The organism is Aureibacter tunicatorum (genome assembly GCF_036492635.1).
GTDB classification, from domain to species: Bacteria; Bacteroidota; Bacteroidia; order Cytophagales; family Cyclobacteriaceae; genus Aureibacter; species Aureibacter tunicatorum.
This window is the reverse complement of sequence record NZ_AP025305.1, coordinates 1,458,055-1,482,660: the sequence shown is the minus strand read 5'-3', so window position 1 is coordinate 1,482,660 and position 24,606 is coordinate 1,458,055. Positions and strand designations below refer to the sequence as shown.

Annotated in this window: 24 protein-coding genes; 4 read left to right on the top strand and 20 right to left on the bottom strand. The window is 34.4% G+C overall.

The features are described from left to right. Positions 1–18 precede the first annotated feature (18 nt). Together AABK36_RS06280 and AABK36_RS06275 are read right to left on the bottom strand one after the other, a co-directional pair. Complete coding sequence (locus tag AABK36_RS06280; RefSeq protein ID WP_309941357.1) at positions 19–2,310, bottom strand: transglutaminase-like domain-containing protein; 2,292 nt, start codon at positions 2,308–2,310, stop codon at positions 19–21. Beyond that, positions 2,307–2,762 (bottom strand): hypothetical protein, encoded by a 456-nt coding sequence (locus tag AABK36_RS06275; RefSeq protein ID WP_309941356.1) that lies wholly within the window; start codon positions 2,760–2,762, stop codon positions 2,307–2,309. Before AABK36_RS06275 ends, AABK36_RS06280 begins: the two co-directional genes overlap by 4 nt. Before the next feature lie 231 nt (positions 2,763–2,993). On the opposite strand from AABK36_RS06275, the gene AABK36_RS06270 reads away from it, so the two are divergent. Further along, positions 2,994–3,161: a helix-turn-helix domain-containing protein gene (locus AABK36_RS06270; protein WP_309941355.1), complete on the top strand. Its 168-nt coding sequence runs from the start codon at positions 2,994–2,996 to the stop codon at positions 3,159–3,161. Between the two features lie 13 nt (positions 3,162–3,174). Here AABK36_RS06270 and AABK36_RS06265 read toward each other — a convergent pair whose 3' ends face one another. From AABK36_RS06265 to AABK36_RS06255, 3 genes are all read right to left on the bottom strand, one after another. Next, entirely contained in the window at positions 3,175–4,356 is a 1,182-nt protein-coding gene (locus AABK36_RS06265; RefSeq protein WP_309941353.1) for a pentapeptide repeat-containing protein, read from the bottom strand. 462 nt (positions 4,357–4,818) lie between these two features. Next, positions 4,819–5,811, bottom strand: coding sequence for a hypothetical protein (locus AABK36_RS06260; RefSeq protein WP_309941352.1), 993 nt, complete (start codon positions 5,809–5,811; stop codon positions 4,819–4,821). Between the two features lie 231 nt (positions 5,812–6,042). Continuing rightward, positions 6,043–6,504: a hypothetical protein gene (locus AABK36_RS06255; protein WP_309941350.1), complete on the bottom strand. Its 462-nt coding sequence runs from the start codon at positions 6,502–6,504 to the stop codon at positions 6,043–6,045. A gap of 99 nt (positions 6,505–6,603) precedes the next feature. On the opposite strand from AABK36_RS06255, the gene AABK36_RS06250 reads away from it, so the two are divergent. Then, positions 6,604–7,389, top strand: coding sequence for a hypothetical protein (locus tag AABK36_RS06250; protein WP_309941349.1), 786 nt, complete (start codon positions 6,604–6,606; stop codon positions 7,387–7,389). Between the two features lie 31 nt (positions 7,390–7,420). On the opposite strand, the gene AABK36_RS06245 is transcribed toward AABK36_RS06250, so the two are convergent. From AABK36_RS06245 to AABK36_RS06215, 7 genes are all read right to left on the bottom strand, one after another. Next, a complete protein-coding gene (locus tag AABK36_RS06245; protein WP_309941348.1) occupies positions 7,421–8,152 on the bottom strand; it encodes a hypothetical protein in 732 nt (243 codons plus the stop codon). 10 nt (positions 8,153–8,162) lie between these two features. Further along, on the bottom strand, positions 8,163–8,999 hold the full coding sequence (locus AABK36_RS06240; protein WP_309941347.1) for a hypothetical protein: 837 nt from the start codon (positions 8,997–8,999) through the stop codon (positions 8,163–8,165). A 6-nt stretch (positions 9,000–9,005) separates the two neighbouring features. Beyond that, positions 9,006–9,194 (bottom strand): hypothetical protein, encoded by a 189-nt coding sequence (locus AABK36_RS06235; RefSeq protein ID WP_309941346.1) that lies wholly within the window; start codon positions 9,192–9,194, stop codon positions 9,006–9,008. 75 nt (positions 9,195–9,269) lie between these two features. Then, positions 9,270–10,160 (bottom strand): hypothetical protein, encoded by an 891-nt coding sequence (locus tag AABK36_RS06230; RefSeq protein ID WP_309941343.1) that lies wholly within the window; start codon positions 10,158–10,160, stop codon positions 9,270–9,272. Positions 10,161–10,556: 396 nt separating this feature from the next. Continuing rightward, a complete protein-coding gene (locus AABK36_RS06225) occupies positions 10,557–10,787 on the bottom strand; it encodes a hypothetical protein (RefSeq protein ID WP_309941342.1) in 231 nt (76 codons plus the stop codon). Further along, positions 10,759–11,049: a hypothetical protein gene (locus AABK36_RS06220; protein ID WP_309941340.1), complete on the bottom strand. Its 291-nt coding sequence runs from the start codon at positions 11,047–11,049 to the stop codon at positions 10,759–10,761. Before AABK36_RS06220 ends, AABK36_RS06225 begins: the two co-directional genes overlap by 29 nt. 258 nt (positions 11,050–11,307) lie before the next feature. After that, the gene (locus AABK36_RS06215) at positions 11,308–11,499 is read right to left on the bottom strand and encodes a hypothetical protein (RefSeq protein ID WP_309941338.1); all 192 of its coding nucleotides are present in this window, start codon (positions 11,497–11,499) and stop codon (positions 11,308–11,310) included. Positions 11,500–11,657: 158 nt separating this feature from the next. On the opposite strand from AABK36_RS06215, the gene AABK36_RS06210 reads away from it, so the two are divergent. Next, a complete protein-coding gene (locus tag AABK36_RS06210) occupies positions 11,658–12,104 on the top strand; it encodes a helix-turn-helix domain-containing protein (RefSeq protein ID WP_309941336.1) in 447 nt (148 codons plus the stop codon). Positions 12,105–12,385: 281 nt separating this feature from the next. Here AABK36_RS06210 and AABK36_RS06205 read toward each other — a convergent pair whose 3' ends face one another. From AABK36_RS06205 to AABK36_RS06195, 3 genes are read right to left on the bottom strand one after another with little or no spacing between them, the layout of a single operon-like run. Continuing rightward, complete coding sequence (locus AABK36_RS06205; protein ID WP_309941334.1) at positions 12,386–12,892, bottom strand: hypothetical protein; 507 nt, start codon at positions 12,890–12,892, stop codon at positions 12,386–12,388. A gap of 44 nt (positions 12,893–12,936) precedes the next feature. After that, complete coding sequence (locus tag AABK36_RS06200; protein WP_309941332.1) at positions 12,937–13,389, bottom strand: hypothetical protein; 453 nt, start codon at positions 13,387–13,389, stop codon at positions 12,937–12,939. Next, positions 13,390–14,016 carry a hypothetical protein gene (locus tag AABK36_RS06195; RefSeq protein ID WP_309941331.1) on the bottom strand — a complete coding sequence of 209 codons (627 nt, stop codon included), beginning with the start codon at positions 14,014–14,016 and terminating at the stop codon, positions 13,390–13,392. Positions 14,017–14,487: 471 nt separating this feature from the next. Here AABK36_RS06195 and AABK36_RS06190 point away from each other — a divergent pair, with 471 nt between their 5' ends. Next, positions 14,488–15,051, top strand: a complete 564-nt coding sequence (locus AABK36_RS06190; protein WP_309941330.1) for a hypothetical protein — start codon at positions 14,488–14,490, stop codon at positions 15,049–15,051. Between the two features lie 144 nt (positions 15,052–15,195). On the opposite strand, the gene AABK36_RS06185 is transcribed toward AABK36_RS06190, so the two are convergent. The 5 genes from AABK36_RS06185 to AABK36_RS06165 all read right to left on the bottom strand — a co-directional run bounded on the left by AABK36_RS06185 (position 15,196) and on the right by AABK36_RS06165 (position 24,515). Then, positions 15,196–15,705: a hypothetical protein gene (locus AABK36_RS06185; RefSeq protein ID WP_309941328.1), complete on the bottom strand. Its 510-nt coding sequence runs from the start codon at positions 15,703–15,705 to the stop codon at positions 15,196–15,198. 30 nt (positions 15,706–15,735) lie between these two features. Next, positions 15,736–16,140, bottom strand: coding sequence for a hypothetical protein (locus tag AABK36_RS06180; RefSeq protein WP_309941326.1), 405 nt, complete (start codon positions 16,138–16,140; stop codon positions 15,736–15,738). A gap of 417 nt (positions 16,141–16,557) precedes the next feature. Beyond that, positions 16,558–23,157, bottom strand: coding sequence for a M43 family zinc metalloprotease (locus tag AABK36_RS06175; protein ID WP_309941323.1), 6,600 nt, complete (start codon positions 23,155–23,157; stop codon positions 16,558–16,560). A 370-nt stretch (positions 23,158–23,527) separates the two neighbouring features. After that, positions 23,528–23,884 carry a DUF2834 domain-containing protein gene (locus AABK36_RS06170; RefSeq protein WP_309941321.1) on the bottom strand — a complete coding sequence of 119 codons (357 nt, stop codon included), beginning with the start codon at positions 23,882–23,884 and terminating at the stop codon, positions 23,528–23,530. 52 nt (positions 23,885–23,936) lie between these two features. Next, the gene (locus AABK36_RS06165; protein WP_309941319.1) at positions 23,937–24,515 is read right to left on the bottom strand and encodes a Crp/Fnr family transcriptional regulator; all 579 of its coding nucleotides are present in this window, start codon (positions 24,513–24,515) and stop codon (positions 23,937–23,939) included. Between the last annotated feature and the right edge of the window lie 91 nt (positions 24,516–24,606).

The window sequence follows — 24,606 nt, the reverse complement described above, 5'->3', positions numbered from 1 at the left end:
TATGGAAAATTGATAGAATTATTTCTTGTCTTCCGGCTCGTCTTTGCCCTTGGATTTGCTTAACAAAATGCCTCCAAACAACGCCAAGCCGACAATCATCATCCCGTTGGAGCTCGCTTGCTTCGAGCCGCTTTCATATGTCAACTGCGCTTGAGCCGCCGATGAATGAGAGCCGGAACCTCCGGAAGCGCTCGTGTCAATCATGTTTTTGGCATTGTTGACTAGGTTTTTGCCGTCATGATAAATCTTGCGGCCCTCCGAATAGATTTCTTGGCCTTTGTGGAAAATATTTTCGCCTTTATTGATCAGCTCATTAGCCTTTTGGCGAATGTCCGTTTTGCCGTTTTTCTTTTGCTCTCGCTTGGCTTTTCTTTCTTCCCGGCGCTTTTGTCTGCGCTCCTTGGGCGTCATCTTCATTTCCTCTTCCGTCAGCGGTTTTTTCTTGAAGATCTTCTTGGCCGCTTTGAAGATCTTGCCGCCAAAGGATTTGAGAAAAGCGAGTATCTTGGCGATGAATCCGGAAGCCGCTGCGCCTGTAGTCGCTGTGGCAGGCTCTCCAAGTCCCTGCAATCCTTCGCCTTCGCTTGTGACAAGGCGGTTCACTTCGTTTTCTATCTCTTGCTCAAGCTCTTCTTGCGTCAAGATTTCCTCTTCCTCTATGCCGCGCAAGCTGTATCTTTTTCTAAACAGCGAGCCTGTAGGTCTTCTTTGTGGAAACTTGCTTGGCAATCTTCGAGTGGATCTTTTGACCGTTCGATTGACGCGTTTGCTCTTGCTTGTCGCAACGCTTTTTCTCATGGTCACTCCACCGCCTTTGATCGCGTCAAAACTCATTTTTCGGGAGATTTCCCCTTTGAATTTCTTTCTGAATCCTTTTCGTATCGCTTTGTCAAGCTTGCTTCGCTTGCCTTGCATGATATTGACAAAAAGGTTGTAAGTCTTCTTATAGGCTTCAATAGACTTCTTGTAAGCGCCTTCATCGACATTGTGCTTTCTGGCTTCTGATGGAGACAAAAAGGCGAGTCCTAATTTTTCAGCCATTTTAAAAGCGTTGCCGCCAATGGCTAAAAGCACGCCGCCACGAGCAAGTGCTGTGACAGGATTGAAGCGCATCAAAAACTTGCCGACTTTCTTGACGCCCGTCCAGACGGCTTTGCCAACCTTTTTGGCTGTTTTCTTGATGCCCGTCCAAGCGCGCTTGACAGATTTTCCGATCTTTCGGCTGACTTTTTTAATGCCTTTGCCGACTCTTTTGACGGTTTTCTTGATGCCGCGCCAAATTCGTTTTCTGAATTTTTTCAAAAAGCCCAAGCCTTCGGTTTGGTTGGCTTCTCGCTCCAATTTCTCCTCTTTTTCGGCCAAAAGGAGAATGGTTTTCGCCCTTTGGACAGGATCAATCCAATTGTCCAAGGCGTGGTTGATTTCTTGAATCAAGCCGCTCTCAAGCTGTTTGAACACAGGCTTTGAAAGCAAGGTGTTGCGGGTTTTGATCAAATGGATTTTCACTCCGTCCCACAAGCCGTCCATGACTTGATCGGGGCTCAGGTCTTGGCTGTTGCTGCCAAGTCCGCTGAGCAAAAGCTCGTCGGTAAAATCGGGCTCTTCGTCCAACAAGTTCACGCTGCTTTTTGCTTGGATGAAGGAACTATTGGAGGAGACACCCGATATACCTACAAGCATATCTTCAATGTCTTGATTCATGTCCGGGATAAACTCTGTGGTTTGCTCCACGCCGGACAATACTCGAACTGGAATCATAATTTCATCGTGTTTTGGTGGATGATCAGCATACTTTGGCTCTTGGTTGAATTCGTCCACCACAGGGTCTATGGCGTAATAATCGCTTCTATGGTCTAAATTGGAATGCTTGAACTTGGGAACCACAACATAAATGTGTTGGTAATCATTATCATAGGCCACCATGCGAAGCGCATGAGAAATCCCCAAATTCAAAAGGATCGAACTGGCTAGAATCGTGTAGTCGTCGCAATCAACGCCCGTGAATCGCTTGAACCATATTCTATCCGGTGTGTGCAACACTTCCCATCCTTTCTCATCCTCTTTGTATTGCACATGGTTGTAGATAAAGTCGTAGATGTTCTCGCAGATTTCGCCCAAAGATTCGCCATTTAGCCTTTTGGCGATTTTCGCCGTTTGCGATTGGGTTTTCAAGATCAAGTCTTTCATTAAATCGACAATCTGGAAGTAATCCGCTTGCATGGTCGGGAAATCTTCCTTATGATCCGGAAAACTAAAATAGCTGTTGAATTCCACGCCGTCCTTCAGCGGCCTTTTAAACTTGGCTTTCATAGGCTGAAGGATTTATGGATGACAGGCAATGTAATGCCGGAGATCGTCGGTTCAATTTCAAGGTTGATGGTTTTCAGCTTGAAGACAGAAAACAGATTGCTCATATTCGAAAGCAATGGCACTTGAAACGGCACAGTAAGTTTAGTCGTCGCAAAGGGTCTAATCAAAGCGCTTCTCAAGTTGGGAGGCGTGAAGCCAATTTGCATTTTGTCGCCGTTTTTGTCCGTGATCAAAATCTTGGCGAAAACATGGTCCAGATTGAAAGTCCCTTCCGCATTGTTATGCACTTCAAGGATGACGTCAAAGTTGAGCTTGCCGGAATCGAAACGAACGCGCTTGATATCATGCAAGTTCACCTGAAGCTTTTCAGCGGATTGCTTCATGCCTCTGGCGTAAGAGTAAAGCTTGGGGCCAAAGGCCAAAAGGCTAACAAGGAGAAGGGCTTTTTTCATGGACGTTTTCTTTAATTTACCTCTGCAAGGAAAAGCAAAAAAAAACGCATCGTCCTAAAATGAGACGTTATGTACAATAAGAGGGAAAGAGAACGGAAAATGACCGAAAGAAAAGGCGAGAAAAAGCCGAAAAAGGCTAATCATGACGCATTATTGGTGGCAAATTTGCCTGAAAAATAGTATATTTAGATGATTTTTTAAGCTGATTGTGAATGACTTAGCTATAAGATTATGTCCCAAGAGAAAAAATTCAAGACAAGAAAAGAAATCGCCCACGAAATCGGCGTGAGTCCGAAAACCTTGTACAGGTATTTAAAAAAATTAGAGTTGAACTTTCCCCAAGGAAGGCTCAACCCTAAACAAGTTATTCAGATTTATGAGGCGTTGGGGGTGGTCTAATCAATTAAAACTTTTATTTCTTATCTTCTTCTAATAAAGTAAATACTGTATTTTCATCATAAACTGCTCCTTGTTGATCTAAATACTCTGGAGTAATAAAATCAGAACGCATATGCGAATAATCAAAAGCAAGATATCCACCATCTAAAGCATCATCGTTTAAAAAAGCTTGATCTAAAATTGCTCCTGAGAAATTTGCCCCAGATAATTTTGCAGACTTTAATAACGTTCTACTTAAATCAGCTTCAACAAAATATGCATTAGTTAAATTAGCATCTCGAAAATTAGCATCTCTTAAATTAGTTCTAAATAAATATGCTCTTGTCAAGTTCGCTTCAGATAAATTAACAAATGATAAATTAATACTTCCCAATCCAGCTTTGGTCAAATTAGCACCTTTTAAAATAACTCCTTCACAATTTTTCCTTGATAAGGATACACATGTTAAATCTGCATTACTCAAATCAGTGCCATACAATAGTGCTCCTCTCATATTTGAATGGCTTAAATCCGCTCCTTTTAAGTCAGCACAACTAAAATCTACATCTACTAACTGAGCTTTATGTAAATTTGCTCTTCTCAAAATAGCACTATCCAAATACGCTCCTCTTAATACTGATTTTCTAAAATTTCCTCCCATTAAAGTGCTATAACTTAGAAATGCATTTGATAAATCAATTAAACTACTATCGTAAATATTTCTCTTATCTCTATTATTATTTTGATTTAGTGCGATATTTTCTAAAATAGTTTTTGATACGAAGCTAATTTTTTGAGGTCTCTCGTCATTTAATAAAAATGATTCATTTCTGATATGTGCACATAAAATTTTTAACACAATTTCTCTATAAGAAAAATCTTGCAGTGCAACCTGATGAAGAGAATAAGCTCCACCTACTACAATACTATCATTATCAGTATTTCCTAGATGCTCAACAGCATTATTAAAACGATCTTCAATCTGACCTTTATCTGTTAAAACCATCCTCTTATAATGAATAAATAAAAGCATAATCCCCACCAATCCTCCGATAAAGGTTAAAATTACTTTCAATAATTCACCTTCTTTATTCAAAGAATTTGGAAAAAAATAACGAGACATATCATTAAAAAAAACAACTAAAAAGCATATAATTAATGTTATAATCAATAAAAATGCATATAGCCATTTAACACCTCTCAATAACTCAATCATATTAATTAATTCTATAAATTCTTCATTAGTTTTGAGTATCTAAAAATTAGTTTCATTAGCATATAAAATATATACAATGATGAGAAAAAAGTTGAAATCAATAAAAAAACAACAACCCTCTGTTCATAATAATCACTAAATAAATAAAGATATTTAGATAAAAATGAAACTATTGACAAAACAAAAGTAATCAGTATAATAACAATAAAGTGCCTATTCATTCTTCTCAATGAGAGAATATTATTCTCTAATAAGTTTTGTTTTATCTCAACAATAGGACTGTTGTTCCCTTTTTTAATCTCCTCTGCATTCAAATTCAATTCATCTAATTTATTAACAATAAAAGAATATATAACTGTAAAAATAGTCAAGCTAATACCTAGAAAAGTAATATTAAAACCCCACACATCAGATATGATAGTACTGGAATTTTCAATTAGTATATCTATTATATATTTAAAATTACTTGACATAATTACTTATTATTGGAGATAGTTTTTCAAGTATAAACTCATGATCATAGATATTATCACTTAATTCATCTTCTGTTATTTCAATTGAAGAATTAAAAATCTTCTCATAAGTATCTTTAATTAGTTCTTTATTTTCATCTTGATATAACTGCTCTAGTTTAATTCTATATTCTGTCTTACCGACTATCAACTTATATACTTTTTTATAAAAATTAAATTTGTCTGCTTTACTATTTTCAAATGCTTTTTCTATGATACTCTTTACATTATTTAATGGTATTTGGACATACTCTTTTACAATATCCGTTGCCTTTTTGTGATTATACAAATATTCCACGTGTTCCAAATCTACTTCATCAGTATCTGGATCGACAACAATGCTTGAAAACTTCATATTAAATTGAGGAACAATTAGAGTATTTCCTTTCTCTAATTCATCAAAAATCTCCTTCTTCTTAATATTATTTATATCTAACTCTAAAACCTTTTTTATTAATTGTTTTGAAGCTTTCATTATTAAATTACTATCCTTATGAGGGTCTTCATATATTAAAATCAAATAATGATACTTAAAGTTTTTCTTTGTTTTTCCATGAATAACAGGATAAATGAGTAAAAAGTGATAATCACTTCCTAATTTATGTTTTTTTTTCAACTCAATTTTTTGATCTTCTTGAGTTTCTAAAAATCCATCAAAATGATTAGTTGTATATGCTGTAAATTGCAATAACACACATGGATCCTTACCTTTTATTAAATATTTATATGGCTTTAAATCCTGTACTACAGTCTTATATGTCTTATTTCTATTAAATAATGGTTTGATTTGTAATTTATTTTCAGCATATGGCTCAATAGATCTAATAATCGAATTAACCATATCATCTAAACTTCTAGTATCATAATCTAAACCATTTTCTAATGATATATTACTTTCTAATACAGATGAGTATACAGGAACTTTAATTTTTAAATTTGTCATGTGTGAAAATTATTTTGATTGAGAAAAAAAGAAAAATACAAAGTAATAATCACATAACAATAAGTCAAAATATTTCACCACAATCATTTATAACAAAAGTAATAACCAGCATGATAAATACAAAACTAAAAGCTAAAAAAAATAGCTCAAAACACATTGATTAGTTTTACTAAAAATAAAACCAATAAACTACACTGAAAAGAGTAAATTAACTTACCGAAAATAAAGAGATTAAACATTAGCCTGACTGATTTTTTCAAAATCAACATTTTCACGAGGAACTTTCAAGTCTTCAACAGAAGAGAAAATATAGTCATGAATATCGATATCATCACCATACTTCAAACCTTCTAAGCCTTCAATTTTATTGCTTGATATCAAATTCATATATAATTCAATTTTGATTTTTATTTCTTCAGAGGATCTGGAGATGAAGTATTCGTATAAAACTCCTTGGCCGAAATCTCCTTTTCCTACATACAATGCAAAAAATCCACATCTATTGACCGAATAATCACCTCCATAAAAGCCTAAATCAATAAAATATTCATCATGAGTATAAAATAAAATATCTTCATCAAAATGAAACCAAATATCATCTATTGGTAAATTGTTATCTGGTTCCAAATCAACAAAGTGATTCCATTTTTCTTTCCAACCTTCAGTTATATTTATCGTCTTTTTCCCAATCAATACTTCAAATAATTTAATTAAATATATTGTTTTATCAATCTATGAGATAAAATAACAAATTAACTTTTAATATTTATAAGTTCTTCTAATATTAAAACTATGAAAATACCTGAAGACTATATTGACTTTCTTTATTGGTTTAAAGAAAAAACAGAAAAATATTGGAATGAATTAGATTATGAAGATGAGAACTATAATGAATCTGAAAATCAGCAATGGATTGGTTTAAAAGAAGAAGAGATTTTTGAAATTGAAGATAAATATAAAATTAGCTTTTCTTATGAACATAGAGAATTTCTTAAAGTCTTGCATGATTTTGACACTGTAGAAGGTTATGAAAATGTAAATCATAATGATATTGAAAAAGAGGATTGGCCACATTTCATGAATTGGAAGTGTGATGCTCAAGTAAAGTATTATTTAAATTGGCCATATAAATTAATTTTAGAAGATGTTAAAAAACATCGTTATTGGTTAAAATCTTGGGGAAAAAGACCTGAGTCAGAAATTGAAATTGAAAATTTTTTCAATAATAAGTATAGCCAAGCACCTAAACTATTGCCTATTTATTCTCATCGATTTGTTGTAAATGTACCAGATCAAATTGAAAGTCCAGTATTATCGATTATGGGCATAGATACAGTACATTATGGCTGGAGTATGAAAGATTATTTACTCAAAGAGTTTGGAGGTAGCCTTGATATATACGAAGAATTTTACGATGAAGAGTACAAAGGTTTAGACATAAGGGATACTAAAGAATATGATCAATACAGAAAAAAAATGTGGTCTTTAAACAAAAAGAAAAAGATCCCTTTTTGGAGTGAAGTAATGAGTCAATTAAATAGTAATTATCCTTACCGATATTTTGATGAAATGAAATGAGGTTATATCTAAACTAACCTCATTTCATATTTTATAAAATAGTTTTTGGATTTTTAGCACACCTCCCTTGATGAACTCTATTAGCATTCGGGTTATCAAATAACTTTCCACAATGCTTGCAAGTGCAAAGCTCCATCCATGCATTGCTGATCTTCTGTAGATCTTTGATTTCTAAATGAAGAGCGTCAAGCTCTGATTGAGCTAGGCTTAATGCTTTTTGGCTTATGCCTGAATTCAAAGTCAATACTTTGAGTGATTTGCCAGACTCTTCAAGCATGGTTTCAAGCTCTTCGTTTCTTTCCTTGTGCTCATTGAGTTGGAGCTCCGACTCATTCAAGTCTCTTTGGACCTGAATCAAGTTGTTTTGCTCTGAATCGCCATTTGGCGAATCATCATTCGCCTTTTCATTGTACATATCCGAAAACATATAAATCGCTATTGTGAACAGTGTAGAGTAAACCGTGCTTGAGATAAGCTGCTCCCAATTTCCATGAGCGATAAAAGCTCTCAAGTCATAGTATAGCATGGATAAGACAAATAAGGCGATGGTAAAGAAAAGGGCGAAAGTCTTTTTTCCATTTATCACAAATGCCATGATCGAAAGTTCTATTATGACCACAACTATTATCGAGTGAATCATGCTACCTTCATGACCAAAAAGCTTTCGACTTATATCATGATGCACATAAGCCAAGTGCTCAATATTATTGATCATCACCAGTCCGATGATGATCAATAAGTAGTGTTTTTTAATGAAGTTCATTAGTAGAAAATTATATGTGACAATACCCTTCACAGTCTTCAAATGCATTTACTTGCGCCTCATTAAAATAGGCTTGATTAATGGGGACTAATTGATCTGTTAAATAAATTGGCTGTTGAACTCCTTTTTTAGTACTATTTCTTATGTGAGAATCTAATTCTACAACCTTTTTCCAAGTCTTTGGATCTTTTTTAACTTCTGCCCATTCTGAATTTGACATATATGGACAAAATGCACAAGAGGATCTTCCTACATCAGGGAAGCCCATCTTATTCATCCATTTAATAATCTCAGATCTTGTAATTCCATAATTATCAAAGTACTTATTCATTTCATGATTAACCCCATTTTCTTTAGTTGATTCAGCATTACAAAAAGGGAAAACATTCTTAAAGTTTGTAATTTTAGGACTGTTTACTCGTTGGCATTCCTCTAGTGAAATTCCTATCCAAACTTCTGCATCATTATACCTATCAAACTTTCCTAGCCCTTGTATTTTTTTTATTTGCTTATTGACTTGAGTTATTTTATACTCACCTGTACATTGTCTTTTTAACATTCCAACTTCACCACTTCCATTTGTTTCAGTAAAAGCAGGTATTGAAGCAAACCGTCCCTTGTTTTTCATTAAATCTTGATACAAATTTTTCTGTTTAATCACAGTTAAGGGAATACCATTGTTTTTAGTGGACCATTCTATTAGCCACTTTAAAGCCTTATACGTATTAGGCTTTTCTAAGCCAGTATCAACGAAAATAGAATGATCTAAACGAGGTAAAACTCCTATACTACTCATTAAATACATAGCAACACTTTGTGTTCCCATACCATTTGATTGTACTTTCATTATTAATCATTTTGTGATTATAAGTATATCTTTCAGCTTGAAATTGACGACTCCGGGCATGTTGTCCACCTTGATGCGAACTTTCGATTCGGAGACGATCTTTTGTATTGTTCCGTAGTTAGGTTTATTCAAAATAGAGCATAAAACTCTGTCACCGACATTGCATAATGTCGAGATTGTTTGTACATTTGACATAAGAAAAATTTAATCTGTTGGAGATTGAATCTTAACAAGGCTCAAAGGACTGGTACTCTTTTGAGCTTTTTTTATTTATTGTGATTTGAATGCTCGAAGCATCTGTTTATCATCGTTTGAACCGTATCTTTCTATCAGAAAAGTAGCGTATAATGATCTGTCGAACTTATCAGAGTAAATCCCTTTTTCAAACCTTTCCAGCGTAGCCTTCATGAACATATTTCCTTGTGCTTTTATATCTTTGATATATAGCTGAACATGATCTTTTCCAAGTTTTTGAAGATATCTGTTCTTCATTCTGGAAACCTTCTGAGCCAATTCATCTTTAGGCACTTCAACCTCTTTAACAGTGCTTTTATTATCAATTTCTTTGAAATACTTAGCTCTATATTTTCTGTAGAAATCCTCAATTCGACCTTTAGGAATATGCAAAGAATCAAGCAAGTAAAGACAATGCTTATGCAGTTGGTTTTCATCTAAAAATCTATGCTTGGATAAGCTTAGCAGATCTTCAGTGCTTTTGCGTGATTTCTTGACAAGGTTTTGAACATCTTCACCGGATCGCAAGGCGGTGAATCGTTCCAAGAAGTTGATAAGATTGCGATTGTCGATTTCCGAGGGAGAGAGCTCGTAATGATCGTAGTACATAGTCAAAAAGGGTTCCCCAAGGTCGCCAATTTTATTGTAAAAGAACTCTATTCGGTCCAGAGCCGAGCGTTTTCCTACTTGCTTGTCGATGAAATAACCTTTCTTATAAAGCATTTCAATTTTGGCCTGTAGAAGAGTGTCTTTGTCCACTCGTTCAGAAATGTTTTTTCCTTTGCTGTATCCGGAGAGAACACGATGATTGCCAACTTGGTAGATTTTCCAACAGTACGTCGAGTTTAGCTTGTCCCATTGGTTCATATTGGCCTTGAAGAAGCTGTTGAATGAATTGTTTTGATTTGAATTTGTCGAGTATGCCATTATAATTAGTGGTTTTGGAGCGAAAAAAATTAGCTCCTAACATTTAGGTAAACATTTAGTAAACACTAAAGAAACAGTGTAAACATTGGTAAACTCATTTTTCCAAAATGATTTTCCTTGAAAGGAATAACAGAAAAAAGGTTCAAAATAAAGCCTAACGCTGTAGAGTATAGGCATAGAGAATCCGATAAGACAATTTCGGATAAGAATTTTAGTCTATTATTTAAGATGTAATCCCATGCAAGCGGTAGCTACAACGCTTAATAGGAAGTATGTGAGCTTAATCTCATGGCGGTCTGGAATAAAAGGTCATATTTATAATCATTTGGTTAATCATGATCCTGCGAGGGGAAACGATCCCCTCCAAGCTCCAAGGCAGGATAACTCGACAATATTTTAATTGGCTGAAAAATTTGTTAGCTCTCTCAAACTTTTCTTCTCAAGCTCCAAAGCCATCTTCAGCATCATTATCCGGCTTTCAATGGGAATATTTGAATATAGCTGTGTGGAGCATTTTTCACCTTCGTAGGAGGTTGCATCCAAAGCTAATACTAATAAGCCGTCGGCATTAAACATCTCTTGAATTGAGTCAAGCTGTTCAGGTTCTAGGTTGTTGATCTTTGACATGAGATTTATTTTTTTGGTTTTCGTATTCTGATACTATGCTTTTTAAGACTTCTATCGTCTCATCCTTAGTAAAGGAAGTGTCGCACTTTATTACCTCTTCATTGCTCTCATCTGAAATGACCAAGGATATAATGTCTTGCTTCTTCGTAAAGAATTTTGCAACGTAATCCAAGAAATCCAATGCCCGGACTTTATCCTTGAGAACAGACAAAAGCTCTAATGAGGCTTGCTGATAATTAAATTCTTTGAATACTAGTTTCATGAATATCAATTTTACTTAATTGATCCTGTGCGAGAATCGAACTCGCTCAACTTCACTACCAACTAGACCCAGTCAGGATAAACAAACCTAAAACACTAACTACAAAATGTCTTTTACATTTCTGAATAGTCCTCGTAAGAGATTCGAACTCTTATCAGCATCACTTTCAACCGCTCCCAGTCGAGGATTTTGGATCTAACAGCATTAAATTGTATTAAAAAATAGTATTTGGTTACCATTTTAAACCCCATTAAGTCATCATATTGAAGTCAATTCCCGAATGATTTTATTAATGAAAGCTAATTGAATGGGCTTAAAACTCTTATTTCTTAAATTTCTATAAAATGACCATTCTCCTAATTCAAATCTCTTAACAAACCTTTCTACAACTTTGCCTTTCTCTTTCTTTGGCAAGTCTTTATAACTCATATAGACCAATTCCTTATTCATTTTGCAACATATTTAACGTTTCATAAGTAAATAATTAATGTGATTTAGTATATTTGAATGTGTTTTAGTGTGATTTGCACACTCGAATATAATTCAATTGAATTAATAAACACAAATCAAAATCTAGAAAATTAAAAAATAAATAAAATAATACCACTATGAGCGTAAATAATAGAATAAATGACCTTATTCTCAAGAAAAACATGAGTAGGGTTAAGTTTGCTGAGTCAATTGGAATACCAACTGCTACTATACAAAATATCGTAGGTAGTAGAAAATCATCCCCTTCTAGTGAGGTTTTAGAAAAAATATTGCAAAGATTTCCTGATGTAGATGCAAATTGGTTATTAAGCGGTAAGTCAAAAAACTTAACTAATTCAAATGAACTAGAAAGTGAGACTAACTCAAACAAAAGCACTTCAAGTAATCAGAATGAATTATTAAAGATGCTCATTGAAGAAAATAATTTTCTGAAAGAGAATAATGAAAGAATGAAGAAGCTATTATACGGAGAGGCTTATTCAACTCTACAGCCGGGAAAGCTCATAGGTAGTCAAATACATCATTTAGCACAGGGAAATAACGCTTATTATATGGCTTTATAACCCCAATTTGATTACCAAGTTAGCGAGACATTCACTAACTAACTGGTGCTGAAATAATTAGGGAATAAGGTGTGGTTTCTAGCGAGGCTACAAAATTAACCTACCTTACTCCCTTTAATTATACAAAAAATAAATCACAATTTTCCTTTTTTCGATATTAAACTAAATAACTAGTTTCTGAACTTTTGACCATAACTTTTTAATAAGGCTAAAAACTACATTCTTATTTGCTATCATATTTTTTCAAAACCTACCTCTTGTAATTCTAAAATAAAGCAATCTTAATAATACAAACTATCATGAAAGTCAATATTAAGCAAAGAGGAATAGGCCAAATCCGGTATCAAAGCTATTGATATTTCTGACTTTTGTATTAATTCTTTTGAAACTCCTATCAAATTACCATACTCACTTTCTTTAAACACTTGATTCGTTTCTTTGAATTTGTAATAATAAAATTGGCCTTGCATATCGCATAAATCATCCTCTTCCCAATAAAGAAATACCTTTTCACATGTTTTTTGCAGACTGGCTGATAATGTTTTCAAAGAAGGCTCATAATTTCGCCAAAAAATCAACTGTTCGCTTACTGCTGATTTTGTGATTAGAAGCGACTCCCATCCATTTTCTTTGAGCAAATCCTCCCAAAACAGCAACTTTTCAATATTTAACACATCAGAACAGATTCGTAAAATACTTGCAAACTCTTTCACCAAAACTTCCTTTTCGCTAGATAAAGCTTCAATGACTTGCTCCTTAGTATTTTTTAAATGCGTTTTGGTGTTCATAATACTCACTTATATTTTTTAAGATCTCTTAGATTAGATCACAACTACTCAATACTTTTCAATCCTTTTCGATAGATAATCCATCTAGTTAAAAATGCCACACCTATAGATATAGGAATTGCAATCCATCCAAAAACAAGAAGACTAATAAATGATAGTTCAAAGGCCACTAACAAGCCTTCAAAAGGATCTATATGCTCTCCATACATATATGCGCCTAAAAACTCGACATTGATATAAGACACCAATAAAGAAATATACCAATGAACCCAATGGCTCGTAATGCCAACAACAAGGCCTAATTTTACAAGCTCAAAACCTGCATAAATATGTTTGTTATGCAGTTTAGAAAACAAAAAAGCTGAAAAAAAACCGGCAAAACCAGTTGAAAGCCAAAGATATTCCCAGCCTTTACCATACGTTTCAGTAATAAATAATAATCCAGCAATCGCTGAAACTAAACCAAAAATCAAAGCATATATGATCGAAAAATTCATTTAATACTCAATATTCTTTTGCGGTTCAAATTGTTTATTTTTCAACAGTTCGGTGAATTTTATTAAATCCGACTCAAGTTGCAGATGAGACATGATCGTTACGCCATCTATATTATACACCTTAATTATCTCACCATAACCTAAAATTATACTATACCCCTCAAAACACTTCTCAAGCTGTTTAAGCCCATCATAGTCTATTCTTTTGCGATGCACTTTAGCCTTGAATTGAATAATATCCGGACTCTCTCTTGTTATTTCAACTTCTATTTTAAAGCCATTGATCACCGCTACTTTTGATTCTTCCGTAAAAACCCATTTTGATTTTTCATTTATCAAAAAACTTGAAAACCCTATTTTATCAAGTTTATTAAATGGGTTTTTAGCAAATGCATTTTTTCTAACTTTGGCCTTTGATAACCATTCAAAACACGTAATAGTTAAAATAAAAACAGGAAAACCTATTCCGGCTCCTAATAAAATAGTTGCCAATAAAAATTCATCAGGAAACTTGCCATTCACAAAACCAATTGCCAAAACAGTTAAAACAATCGCCAAAAAAAGCAATGAAGTAATAAAAAATGCAAACCTCAATTTATTTCCATTCAGTTTTAAAAATTCATTCATTCATTCATTCATTCACTCTACAAATTTCATCAATATATTCACTATTATATTTTGGTAAGATAAATAAAAAAACAATTAAAATTCGATAAGTATAAACTAAAATCAACCTAACCAGCTCTAAAAAAAATCTTGATTGCCACACTATTATAATCAACTTGAGATTGCAAACACTATCACAGTAATTTCAATCTTCTGAAAGATCAAATCAGGAATATGGAGTTAAATGCATATTTCTTTAATAAGTAATTAAAAAAAGCTTTATTAAAAAATAAATATAATTATATGAATAAACATAAACACTAATCACACAAACTACCCTAATCCATAATAGATTAACAATTAAATTCGTAATATTAATGGCTAGCTAAGATTTCCTCTCTAAATATTCTGATAAGATATTTTTTATTTAAGTTTTATCGTAAATCGATTACTAGTAAACGAAAGATTTTTCCGAACAGACATTAAAGAAAATTGAAAAACAATCCAATTATATTCGAATCTAAACCTACCTTGTTTAATCAATTTATTGGAATAACCGCTATTTTCATATCCATTGGGTTCGGCTCAGTATATTATTCAAACGGAAATATAATAGGTTTATCATTTATTTTACTTACCTTTTTCACACTTGGTGTTATTATATTATTCGATTGGAAGAAAGTCGAAATTTATGAAAATCAAATCATCATAAGGAGGGTACATAAAAACAAAAAAATTAAATTATCAGAAATAATCGACTTCCAAATAAGTACAGACAAATTCAATGTCAAACATGCTGATGTTTCTTCAGTAATAAATTATAAAGGTGAAAAAATTAACATCATCCTTGAAAACAACAAAAATATATACTTAAAGTCAATACAATTAAAGAACTTTGTATCCATGAGAAGGACACTTCGGTATGTTATGAATTGTGAAAGAAAGTCATTGAGTACAAACGCTCTAAAGGTAAATAGCATAAAAATGAAGTCGTTTAACAAGGATTTGGAACTAGTCCCTCAGCATGGATTTACAAGTCTGGTAATGATATTTTAATTCTTTTTTCTCTTGAATTAACCAGACAGAGTTTATTCGAATAAGTCTCACTTCAACTCTTAAAAGATACTGTTTCTCAACTAATAATTCGTGAGATATTTACTTTAATTTGAACGCCAAGTTGATTTTAAATAAAGCAATATATCAATTCACTTTTTCATCGCTCTTAGCCTCCACCCAACTCCAAAAACCATCCATCATTTTAGGCCAATTAAATTTATCATAATCCCTATCGCCATTTTCATCAAGCTCAAAATAATTATGTTCCATATTGAAGTATCTTTTGATGGTAAGGTTCTTTTTCCCTGCGGCTATAAAATCCAAAGGAAGGTAATCGCAATCATCTGAGACGATATCAGAAGTCCCGAACACGACATAAATAGGTTGATCTATTTTTAACAAATCAGCTCTGCGGTCCTTAGAAAAAGATTTCCAAGAAATAAAGAGTGACCTATTTGCTGTAGTATCAGAGCTATGGTACTTCTTAAAGCTTTCATATTGAAAGTTCATCCTCTCCTCAGCTTCTTCCCAACTTATCCTTCCCATTTCAGCGTCTTTTCTAGCCTGCCGGATATACTGCTGTATTCTTCCAGACGGGCTAAATCCGGACAAGCCAACATGGGTAATCGAAGAATCAGCTAGTGCTAAATACATTGCTTCGGTGCTTCCTTGCGAATGCCCAAACTAAACTATCCTCGAAGCATCTACCCATTCCTGCTTTTTCAAATAGTCCAATACTCTTGTCCCCCGATCCACATAATTTTCAATAAAATCATGATTCCCATACTCTCTCCAAAATTGCATAGCATTGGCTGTGTCTTTCACATAACAATAGCGAGAGTCTATTTCATTATGAACAACAACAACTGGAGTTATGGGCTTGGTTATGAAGACAATATGATATTTTTCATGCCATTTAAGAAAATCAAAATTCACTATTCCTCCACCGAACAGATGCAACGATTGATCCTTTCTTCTTTCGATCAAAGGGTTAGGCAGAGAACCCTGACAAAACATTAACACTGGCTTTTTATCTTTCAAATCATCACCATAAACCATAAAATCCACATCGCCCTTTTCTCCTGACACTCGAAAATGAGTGATACTGTGATTTTTTGAACCTTTTGCCTCAAATGGTCTCGATTTGTTGAGCAGTTGCTTGGGAGCACACTAAAAGTAAAAGCGTTAAATACCTTATCATTGAAATATAAATTAATAACCATATATTTTAAATTTAAAGATATTCATTGAAGAGCAATCATGTTAATTATTTCACAATAATTAACAACAATTTCACAGTATCAAATCCTAAAAAATGAGTGCTTTTCAAAAGCAAATCGTATTTGATTAAAGAAGTCTATATTTAATCTATCGTATACAAGGATTTCAAATTTCAGTTTTTAACATCATATCCGTTACACAAAAAAATGGTGGCAATAAACATAAAAAAAACTCAAGCCTAATCAAAGGCTTGAGGTTCATTTCTATTTTAGAGCTTAATATTTTTTAACGAATATAAAGCTTCAATACTGTGGACTTACCATCAACGTATACACGCAAGAAGTAAACTCCTGTTGTTAAATTTGTAAAGCTATAGTTAGTTTTAAGTGCATCTGTAAGCACATGACCTCCTAAAGCATCCCATAATTCAACTTTCCCTTTGCTTACTCCTTTAGGCAATTTCAATGTGAAATTACCATTCGATGGATTCGGATAAACCGAAATGATTTCTGCAATTGAATCAGAAGCACCTAGAACGATATCATTATTTCTTTTTACAGTAATCTCTATCGTAGCTTGAGCTTCCTCATATTCTGAAGTACCTTCAGCAACAACAGTAACCATAATTGTTCCTGGACTAATCGCTGTAATATTTCCTTCAGCATCTACAGTCGCTATATTATCGTCCGCACCTTTAAATGACAATGCTGTTTGCGCACCTGTTACTAGAATTTCGAAATTCTCATCAATAAACAATTCAATTGAGCTTTCATTCAAAGTCAAGCTTTGCTCAAGTTTAGCCACATCGAACGTTTTCGAATCAGCTACAACTGTTTGACCGTTATTATTAACAGTCAGCTTCACTTCGTAGTTACCAGCTGTCGCAAAAGTATAATCAAAGCTTTCTGAAATTTCTGTTGATACAGACTCTCCATCTTTCAAAATTTCCCAAGCGTAACTTGAACCTGCTAAGTTCACATCCGCGGCAAGCGCTCTGATATCACCTACTTTCAAATTCATAAAATCAGTGCTGATACTTGCTGTCAAAGCTGATGTTACGATTACTTTCACCGATTTAGTCGCTGATCCCGCACTATTCGATGCAGTTAACTCGACATTGAACTCTCCTGCGTTTGCAAAAGTATAGCTGAAATTACTATCTGTTCCCATTTCCTCGCCATCAACTTTCCATGACCAAGAAGTCGGTGTGTTCGTCGAAGCATCCATAAAATCCACAGATTGGCCTGACAAAATGTTAATTTCATCATTTACAACTGCTGGAGTTGAAGTAATCTCAACAACTGGCTCGATCACATCCACAGGAGCTTTCGCTGTTCCATTCAAGTTCAAGCTAAACATCGGAAAATTAGGATCATTAGAATTCAAAATAAGCTTAGCTGACTTTTCACCCTCAGTGCTTGGTTTGAAACTCACTTCGAAGCTTAAAGATTCTCCAATAGCTACATTTTCTTTCAAATTTGTTTGTACAACTTCAAATGCATCTATATCGTCACCTTCAAGAGTAATAAAATCATTCACTGAACCAGTAAGAGTTAAAACCTCATTACCGATATTTTCCAAATAGAACATTTTCGTTAAATCTGGCTCTCCAACAGACATCTCGCCAAAAGAGATTGCATCAGAACTGTTCAAATACAAGCTCGACTCTCTTATTGCAAGCGTAGGTTTTCCTTGGTATTCTGTTTGTCCCGTTTTGATAGGAGCATTAGGCTGGGAATTATAAGCATGCTCTAATAAAGTAATAGTCTGAGGAACTCCATTATCATTAAAATTACTTGTTCGAATATGTATCCAACCATAATAATATTCTCCTTCACTCTTTATTCTAATCCCTAGGTATGATGTTTCATCTTCTGTAAAACCATAGCGATCTTGCAAATAAGCTCTAGATCCTTTTTCATAATTTGAAGAACCATCTACTATTTGATCAGCCTTTAGAGCTGTTGCTCTTTCACCACCAGTACCTATATACTCTACTGCCTGATTGCTTGCTAAATAAACATATGATGGATAAACTTTATATTCCCAATATTGACCAGCATCCTGCCAAATAGGATCGCTCATCGGAATTTCTTGATCTCCGCTGATATTTTCTGATCTTCTATCCTCATATATGATTTCAAATGCATCATAGAAAACAACCTTAATATCATTAATTTCATGATTTTCCAAAATATTCGCATCTCCAGAAAGGAAAGCGCTGTCAAAAAACTGAAGTGAAATATTAGACACTTGATTTGAGCTAGCATGCGCGCTTACTTGTCCTTCAAGCACCAACCTCGCTTTATCTTTCCCAAGCACTGTCAATTTAGGTGTAAACCCTGCAGGCACATTCGTGATTGAATAACTTGAAGCGTCTAATTCTCCAGAAGTTTGGCTAAACTCATCCCCAATAAGAGTTATTGTGATACCTGTAGGGTCTAACCTTCCATCATTTTGCAAAGTTTCATTAAACGCTTTTGAACTAAATGATAAACCAGGATTTCTATAACCAGCTTTAATCGGGAAGTAAGCGGAATTTTGATAAGCAAATTCTTTCACAGTAAATTGACTACCATCAGCATTCACATCAAATCTAATCCACCCGTAGTAAGGTTGGTCAGCTTTCATCCATTTGAAACCAAGGTAATTCACTTTATCCACCCAAGTATTGAAATAAGAAGGATCTCTTAAGTAAGGGTTATATGATGTTTCTCCAAAAGTAGAGCTACCTCCGATCAGATCGCCAAAATCATGTGTTTTAACATAAGACCATCCAGGCTCATAGGTAAATACAGAATCAAGAACAACGATAAAATTATCATTATCTTGAAAAGTGACATTAAAGTTATCAGAGTAAAAATCCAATCTTAGATCCGTATCTGCATAAGCTTCATCTAAAGTGAATTGGACTATAGTATTAGACGCACTTAATGTTTGGTCATCTATGTCAACGTAAGTGATTCCGAAGTCATCGGCAAAACCTAGCATCAAATTAAAACCATTATTTCTTACATCGCTAATGTCAGCAACCCCATCAAAAGCAGAAGCATTAAAGCTTAATTTAGCATTTTGAACTGTATTTCCTGAAGCATGGAAATTTGCATTTCCATTAAAAGTAAGCTGAGCAGTATTTTCTGTTAAGATCGTGATTACAGGAGTGATCCCGGCTGGAATATTAGTAAAATCATAATGACTTGAAGCTAATACATTTCCTACTTCTTGGCTCCAACCCTGCCCAACAGTAGTGATGATTAATGGATTGGAATTATCCAGTTCTCCAACATTCGAATTCTTTTCATAATAACCGCTTACTGAATTATGCTCCAATAACCGCTTGCCTTCCCCTGCCATTAAAGGAGTCTCAGGTTTATTATGATAAGCCCAGCCAAGAAGAGTTAACGTCTCGCCTTTAGCATCAACTTCTACTTCGTACCATCCGTAATGGAATCTGCCGTCTTTTGTGAATTTAACACCAATAAAACCTGTCTTATTTTTCCATTCGTTAGCATCAAAAGGATTTCTTTGCCCTTGTGGCTTACCATTTTGGAAATTTAAACTTTCATCAATGAGCGTGCCTTCCGTAATAAGAGAAATCGTTTTTCCATCTCCATTTACAACCAATGGCTTCTCATAAGAAATAAAACGCAATGAATCACTGTCGTAATAAAGCGTAAAACCAGAATCATCCATTCTCGCATGACCTTCAAAACGATCCAAATTATCCATGGTACGTTCTGTGTTTACATAAGCAGAAGGATCCGCCGGAGTAAAAATCACTTTATAAGGATCTAAATAAATAATATTAATTCCCGAAATCGTAGAGTTGTTAACCGATGAAGCATTACCTGAAACAAACGCTGCATTCAAGAAACTAATGCTTACATTTTGAACTTCACCTTTTATTTCATGCGCCGAAGCATTACCTGTTAATGTAATTTCTAGAGTCGTTGAGCTTGTTACTTCCGCTTCTACTGAAAGTCCTTGAGGAAGGTTGTTCACTCTAAAATGAGTATTCTCGGTTAATATTGTTCCAGCAACTTCTGAAAACCCGTCACCTAATAAAGTAATGCCCATTGTTGAACTTTCTCTTATGCTTCCGTCATTGTCATAACTTTCTTTAAAGTCCAACCCTGAAGCTACAAGATTGCCGTTTCCAATATCTCCTGCTATAATTTTCTCAAGCGGCTTTGTATTATAAGCATATTCATGAACTATTAGATCCGTACCCGCATCGCTTAATGATATCTTTATCCATCCGTAATGATAAAGTCCGTCTTTTTCCATACGAAAACCGACAAAGCCCGTTTTGCCCTTCCACACAAGATAATTATCATTTTTCACGTAAAGTCTATCATCATACTCTGAGCTACCTCTTATCCAAGAAGTCATATCGCCAATTTCTTCCCCAGCAGTGATTAAGCTTACCATAGGCTTGTCTCCATCAAGAACAGCTGCTACACTTCCACCATCATAAGGGTATAAATTAAAGTTATAAGTATACTGGTTTTGAAATGCAAAAGACCCATTCCCAAAATCAGTGCTTAAGTCACCCTCTTCTTTAAAGCCTAATATTTTCCATACATTATTTGCATTATAAACTTCTGTTGGAGCATATGTTCGATGCACAATTTTAAAGTCATTATAAAAGCTTATTTTGAAGTCAGTTATTCGCGTATTTAAAATATCTGAAGCTCTCGAGGTATTGAAAACCGGATCCAATAGTTCAAATGTAAAATTACTAACTGATGCGGAAGCGTCATGAATTGTCGCATTTCCTTCAAAGCTGACTTTTAATCGTTTCTTATGAATTGCTTCAACTTTAACACTTAAACCAGAAGGAACATTGTTTACTCGGTAATGTGTTCCTGCTTGCAAAGTTCCTGAACTCATAGAAAACTCTTCATCCAGAGTAACTAAATCTACAAACGCTTCAGTCTTAATGGATCCGTCATTGTCTAAACTTTCCCAATAATGTTGCTGAGAATAAGTGACGATTGGACTTTCAGTTTCCCCTGCTTTTATCGGAGCATAAGGCTCTTCATTATAAGCATAATCAAAAACAGTTAAACTATCGCCAGCCGCTGAAACTTTCAAATGAATCCAGCCATAATGCGGCAACCCATCTTTAGTAATCTGAATACCCATATAAGCGTCAACACTTTCCCAATCATGATAAACATCTTCCTTCCAAATCAAAGGGAATCTTCTATCTTGAAATTCTGTATCCCAGTTGCTAGACGCCCCAATCTCAGTTCCTTCAGCAAGAGGCAACACATGATCTTTTGTCAAATCCGCAACACCTACGAAATACATCCCATTTGACTGCACATAAAGAGCGCTATCCTGTTGGTATGAACGATAGTAAGGTCTGAAAAGCAAGTTTCCAAAAGCGTCTTCAGGCGAAATATTCACACGCTCATCGCCTTCATGTGAAATTCTGTCAGGTGAAATATCAATATGAACAATTCTATACACATCCTTAAACATTAACGATATCGAATTATTTTCTACTGATTTCATTTGATTAAAGTCTTCACCAACAAAAGCAGCAGCTCTAAAACTAATTCCTATATCATGCAAGGTATTCACTTGTTCATGCGCAGATGCATTTCCAGTAAATTGGATGCTCGCTTTCTTTGCATCAACAACAGTAATTTGCACATTTAATCCCGCAGGGATATTCGAAGCCGTGAAATGCGTACCCTCGCTTAAGTTTCCTGATGAAATCACAAAGCTCGCGTTACCACCTATTAAACTAACTTCTATTTCACCTTCGATGCTACCATCATTTGCTATAGCTTCAGAAAGAATCTGACGGCTATACTCCAAACGGGATGCGCTTAGACCATAACCAAGCGTTTTCAACAAATTTTCCGCTGTAGTCAAGTTATCTCTGTCAGATGCAGAACTTTCCATAGCCGTACGCATTGCCAATTTCTGACCATTGGTATACATTCTCGTACAGCTATGATAGCCCATATAATTCTCAATATTAGCCTTTACAGCTGGATCACAAGGGTAAAATTCTCTTTCGCAATCAAATGCTTGAGTAGTTGCTGGAGTATCATCAATTCTATCTCCCAGACCGCTACAGCCTCCTTCAAATGTGTGATAAAGACCCAAATAATGTCCTACCTCATGTGTCATCACACGTGCCATATGCGCATTAGGACCTGTGACTTCAGTCTCTGAAGATCCAATTCCGTCTCTTCCCAAATATCTTCTGTTATACACAATACCATCTTTCGTTGGCTCGCCTGTTACTGTTGTCGGACGATAAGCATAACCTGAAGCATAAGGAGAATCATCAATCGACCCTACAACCCAAACATTCATATACTCGCTTCTAGGCCAATACTTCTTTTCCTTAAAAGGCGTATCCCTAAAACCACCATCATTGTATGCGGCGTCATCAGTTACTGTGTATGTAATACCTGAAGTAGGGTTGCCATCCGGATCAAATTTCGCTAATTCAAAACGAATCCCAACATCCGCCGCTATCGTTTGAAAATCAGGATCTATATCGCTAAAATCTGCGTTTTCAGCATTAAAATCCTCATTTAACATCTGAATGACATCTTGCGCTTGTTCTATTGGAAAAACAGAATAAGGATCATTAGGATGATATGAGTGAAATACAACAGGTATCGTATATTCTGTTTCCGATGCTCTTGAAGAACGACGATTTTGTTGATCACGCTTGGCACTTTTGATCAATTCCTGAAATTTCTCTTCTTCCAATTTTATTTCGGGATGAGCTTCAAGGAATTCTTCCGTGAGTTCATGTGTACCGCAAGAAATTTGATGAGTTTCTTGATGCTTTTCAGGTACAGCAGTTTCAATTTTTTGTTTTTGAGCCAAAGCACCATGACCAATAGCCACAAGACAATAGCAAAAAAAACAAAAGAGTTTTGTAGACAATTTTACCATATATACTAAAAGATTAAATACTTAAAAAGCTAATAAATTATCAATTTAAGGATATTTAATACAAAGTCAAGAATTCATCTCGACTTTTTACTTTTTTAAGATCTATATGATATCCAATCTATAAAGTTAAACTTAATCAATAATGAATAATAAATATTCATCAAGGTAATTATTTCCTTCAAACGTTAACCTTTAGTAAATAAAAACTTTCATAATATTATATTCCCTTCATTAGCGTCATTCTTGTTTAAGAATAGAAATACTAATAAATAGTCAAATGACTCATTTGGAGATATTGCGACTCTTCTCGAATTTTAAAAAACTACACTTTACTATTAACAGCTGTGTAGTTCAGCTCATTGCTAATTAACCTCATATACAAATACAAAGGCAATCCACAAGCGAAACCAAATATCATTGTAACTCCCCACAAGAAAAAGATCTTTTTTCTTCCTAGCAGAACAATAGATGATTTATAAGTCCAAATGAAAAAAACTATCACGGCGAACATCAAGTCTATGGAAAAAATAGTCGCTATACGATTCGCTGTCATGCTTTCAAAAGTAGAAATCGGATCCGCATACAACAAGTAATTACCAGTCTCTAATGATTCAATCAATACCAAAGCATTGGGAAGGACAAAGCCTAAAATCGCTAAAATCAAATATACGTTTCTCATGTCTTTTTATTTGCAATTAATACTTCATGCAAATCATTGACATTGACTTAAGTTAAGTTTTTTGTAAACAGCGCTTTTTTATTCGACTCAATGACTCAGGCTTAACCCCAATATAGGACGCGATATGCAATTGCGGCACTTTTTGAAAAATCTCTGGGAAGCTTTCCATTAAATTCAAATACCTTTGTTCAGGTGTCATGATAATATGCGAAGCAACCATATCCTGATGGCAGATTAATTCATCTTCCATTGCCAGCCTCGCCAATGCTTCGAATTTCGATGAATGCTCCAATAATTGATAGGCTGAGTTTTTATTAATTGCAACGATATGCGTATCCTCCATTGCTTGAAGATTAAAACGGCAAGGTTCATCCCGAGTAAAACTTCTATATGCGCTTATATATTGGTTTCCAGAATAAAAGTAAGTAGTCTTCTCCTCTCCTTCTATCAAATAATATAGCCTGACCAAGCCTTTAATATTAAAATAAAACGCATCAGAGTACTCGCCTTCTTTGATCAGAAACTCCCCCTTTTTATAAAGCCTGACTTTAAGGAGTTTCTCCAGTAATACCCTTTCTTCATTATTGAGCTGCACTCGCTTATTTATAAAATCTAGAAAATATGTAAGCATTATTAAAAATATTTATACCTTTCTGATTATATCAAAATAAATAGAAGACAACTAAAGCTGAATGGTTTTAGCCAATTTTTATTTAAAAAGT

Excerpts from the sequence above, each read along its gene's own strand:
- AABK36_RS06280 (WP_309941357.1), bottom strand. The coding sequence starts at position 2,310 with ATGAAAGCCAAGTTTAAAAGGCCGCTGAAGGACGGCGTGGAATTCAAC.
- AABK36_RS06275 (WP_309941356.1), bottom strand. The coding sequence starts at position 2,762 with ATGAAAAAAGCCCTTCTCCTTGTTAGCCTTTTGGCCTTTGGCCCCAAG.
- AABK36_RS06270 (WP_309941355.1), top strand. The coding sequence starts at position 2,994 with ATGTCCCAAGAGAAAAAATTCAAGACAAGAAAAGAAATCGCCCACGAA.
- AABK36_RS06265 (WP_309941353.1), bottom strand. The coding sequence starts at position 4,356 with ATGATTGAGTTATTGAGAGGTGTTAAATGGCTATATGCATTTTTATTG.
- AABK36_RS06260 (WP_309941352.1), bottom strand. The coding sequence starts at position 5,811 with ATGACAAATTTAAAAATTAAAGTTCCTGTATACTCATCTGTATTAGAA.
- AABK36_RS06250 (WP_309941349.1), top strand. The coding sequence starts at position 6,604 with ATGAAAATACCTGAAGACTATATTGACTTTCTTTATTGGTTTAAAGAA.
- AABK36_RS06245 (WP_309941348.1), bottom strand. The coding sequence starts at position 8,152 with ATGAACTTCATTAAAAAACACTACTTATTGATCATCATCGGACTGGTG.
- AABK36_RS06240 (WP_309941347.1), bottom strand. The coding sequence starts at position 8,999 with ATGAAAGTACAATCAAATGGTATGGGAACACAAAGTGTTGCTATGTAT.
- AABK36_RS06235 (WP_309941346.1), bottom strand. The coding sequence starts at position 9,194 with ATGTCAAATGTACAAACAATCTCGACATTATGCAATGTCGGTGACAGA.
- AABK36_RS06230 (WP_309941343.1), bottom strand. The coding sequence starts at position 10,160 with ATGGCATACTCGACAAATTCAAATCAAAACAATTCATTCAACAGCTTC.
- AABK36_RS06225 (WP_309941342.1), bottom strand. The coding sequence starts at position 10,787 with ATGTCAAAGATCAACAACCTAGAACCTGAACAGCTTGACTCAATTCAA.
- AABK36_RS06220 (WP_309941340.1), bottom strand. The coding sequence starts at position 11,049 with ATGAAACTAGTATTCAAAGAATTTAATTATCAGCAAGCCTCATTAGAG.
- AABK36_RS06215 (WP_309941338.1), bottom strand. The coding sequence starts at position 11,499 with ATGAATAAGGAATTGGTCTATATGAGTTATAAAGACTTGCCAAAGAAA.
- AABK36_RS06210 (WP_309941336.1), top strand. The coding sequence starts at position 11,658 with ATGAGCGTAAATAATAGAATAAATGACCTTATTCTCAAGAAAAACATG.
- AABK36_RS06205 (WP_309941334.1), bottom strand. The coding sequence starts at position 12,892 with ATGAACACCAAAACGCATTTAAAAAATACTAAGGAGCAAGTCATTGAA.
- AABK36_RS06200 (WP_309941332.1), bottom strand. The coding sequence starts at position 13,389 with ATGAATTTTTCGATCATATATGCTTTGATTTTTGGTTTAGTTTCAGCG.
- AABK36_RS06195 (WP_309941331.1), bottom strand. The coding sequence starts at position 14,016 with ATGAATGAATTTTTAAAACTGAATGGAAATAAATTGAGGTTTGCATTT.
- AABK36_RS06185 (WP_309941328.1), bottom strand. The coding sequence starts at position 15,705 with ATGTATTTAGCACTAGCTGATTCTTCGATTACCCATGTTGGCTTGTCC.
- AABK36_RS06170 (WP_309941321.1), bottom strand. The coding sequence starts at position 23,884 with ATGAGAAACGTATATTTGATTTTAGCGATTTTAGGCTTTGTCCTTCCC.
- AABK36_RS06165 (WP_309941319.1), bottom strand. The coding sequence starts at position 24,515 with ATGCTTACATATTTTCTAGATTTTATAAATAAGCGAGTGCAGCTCAAT.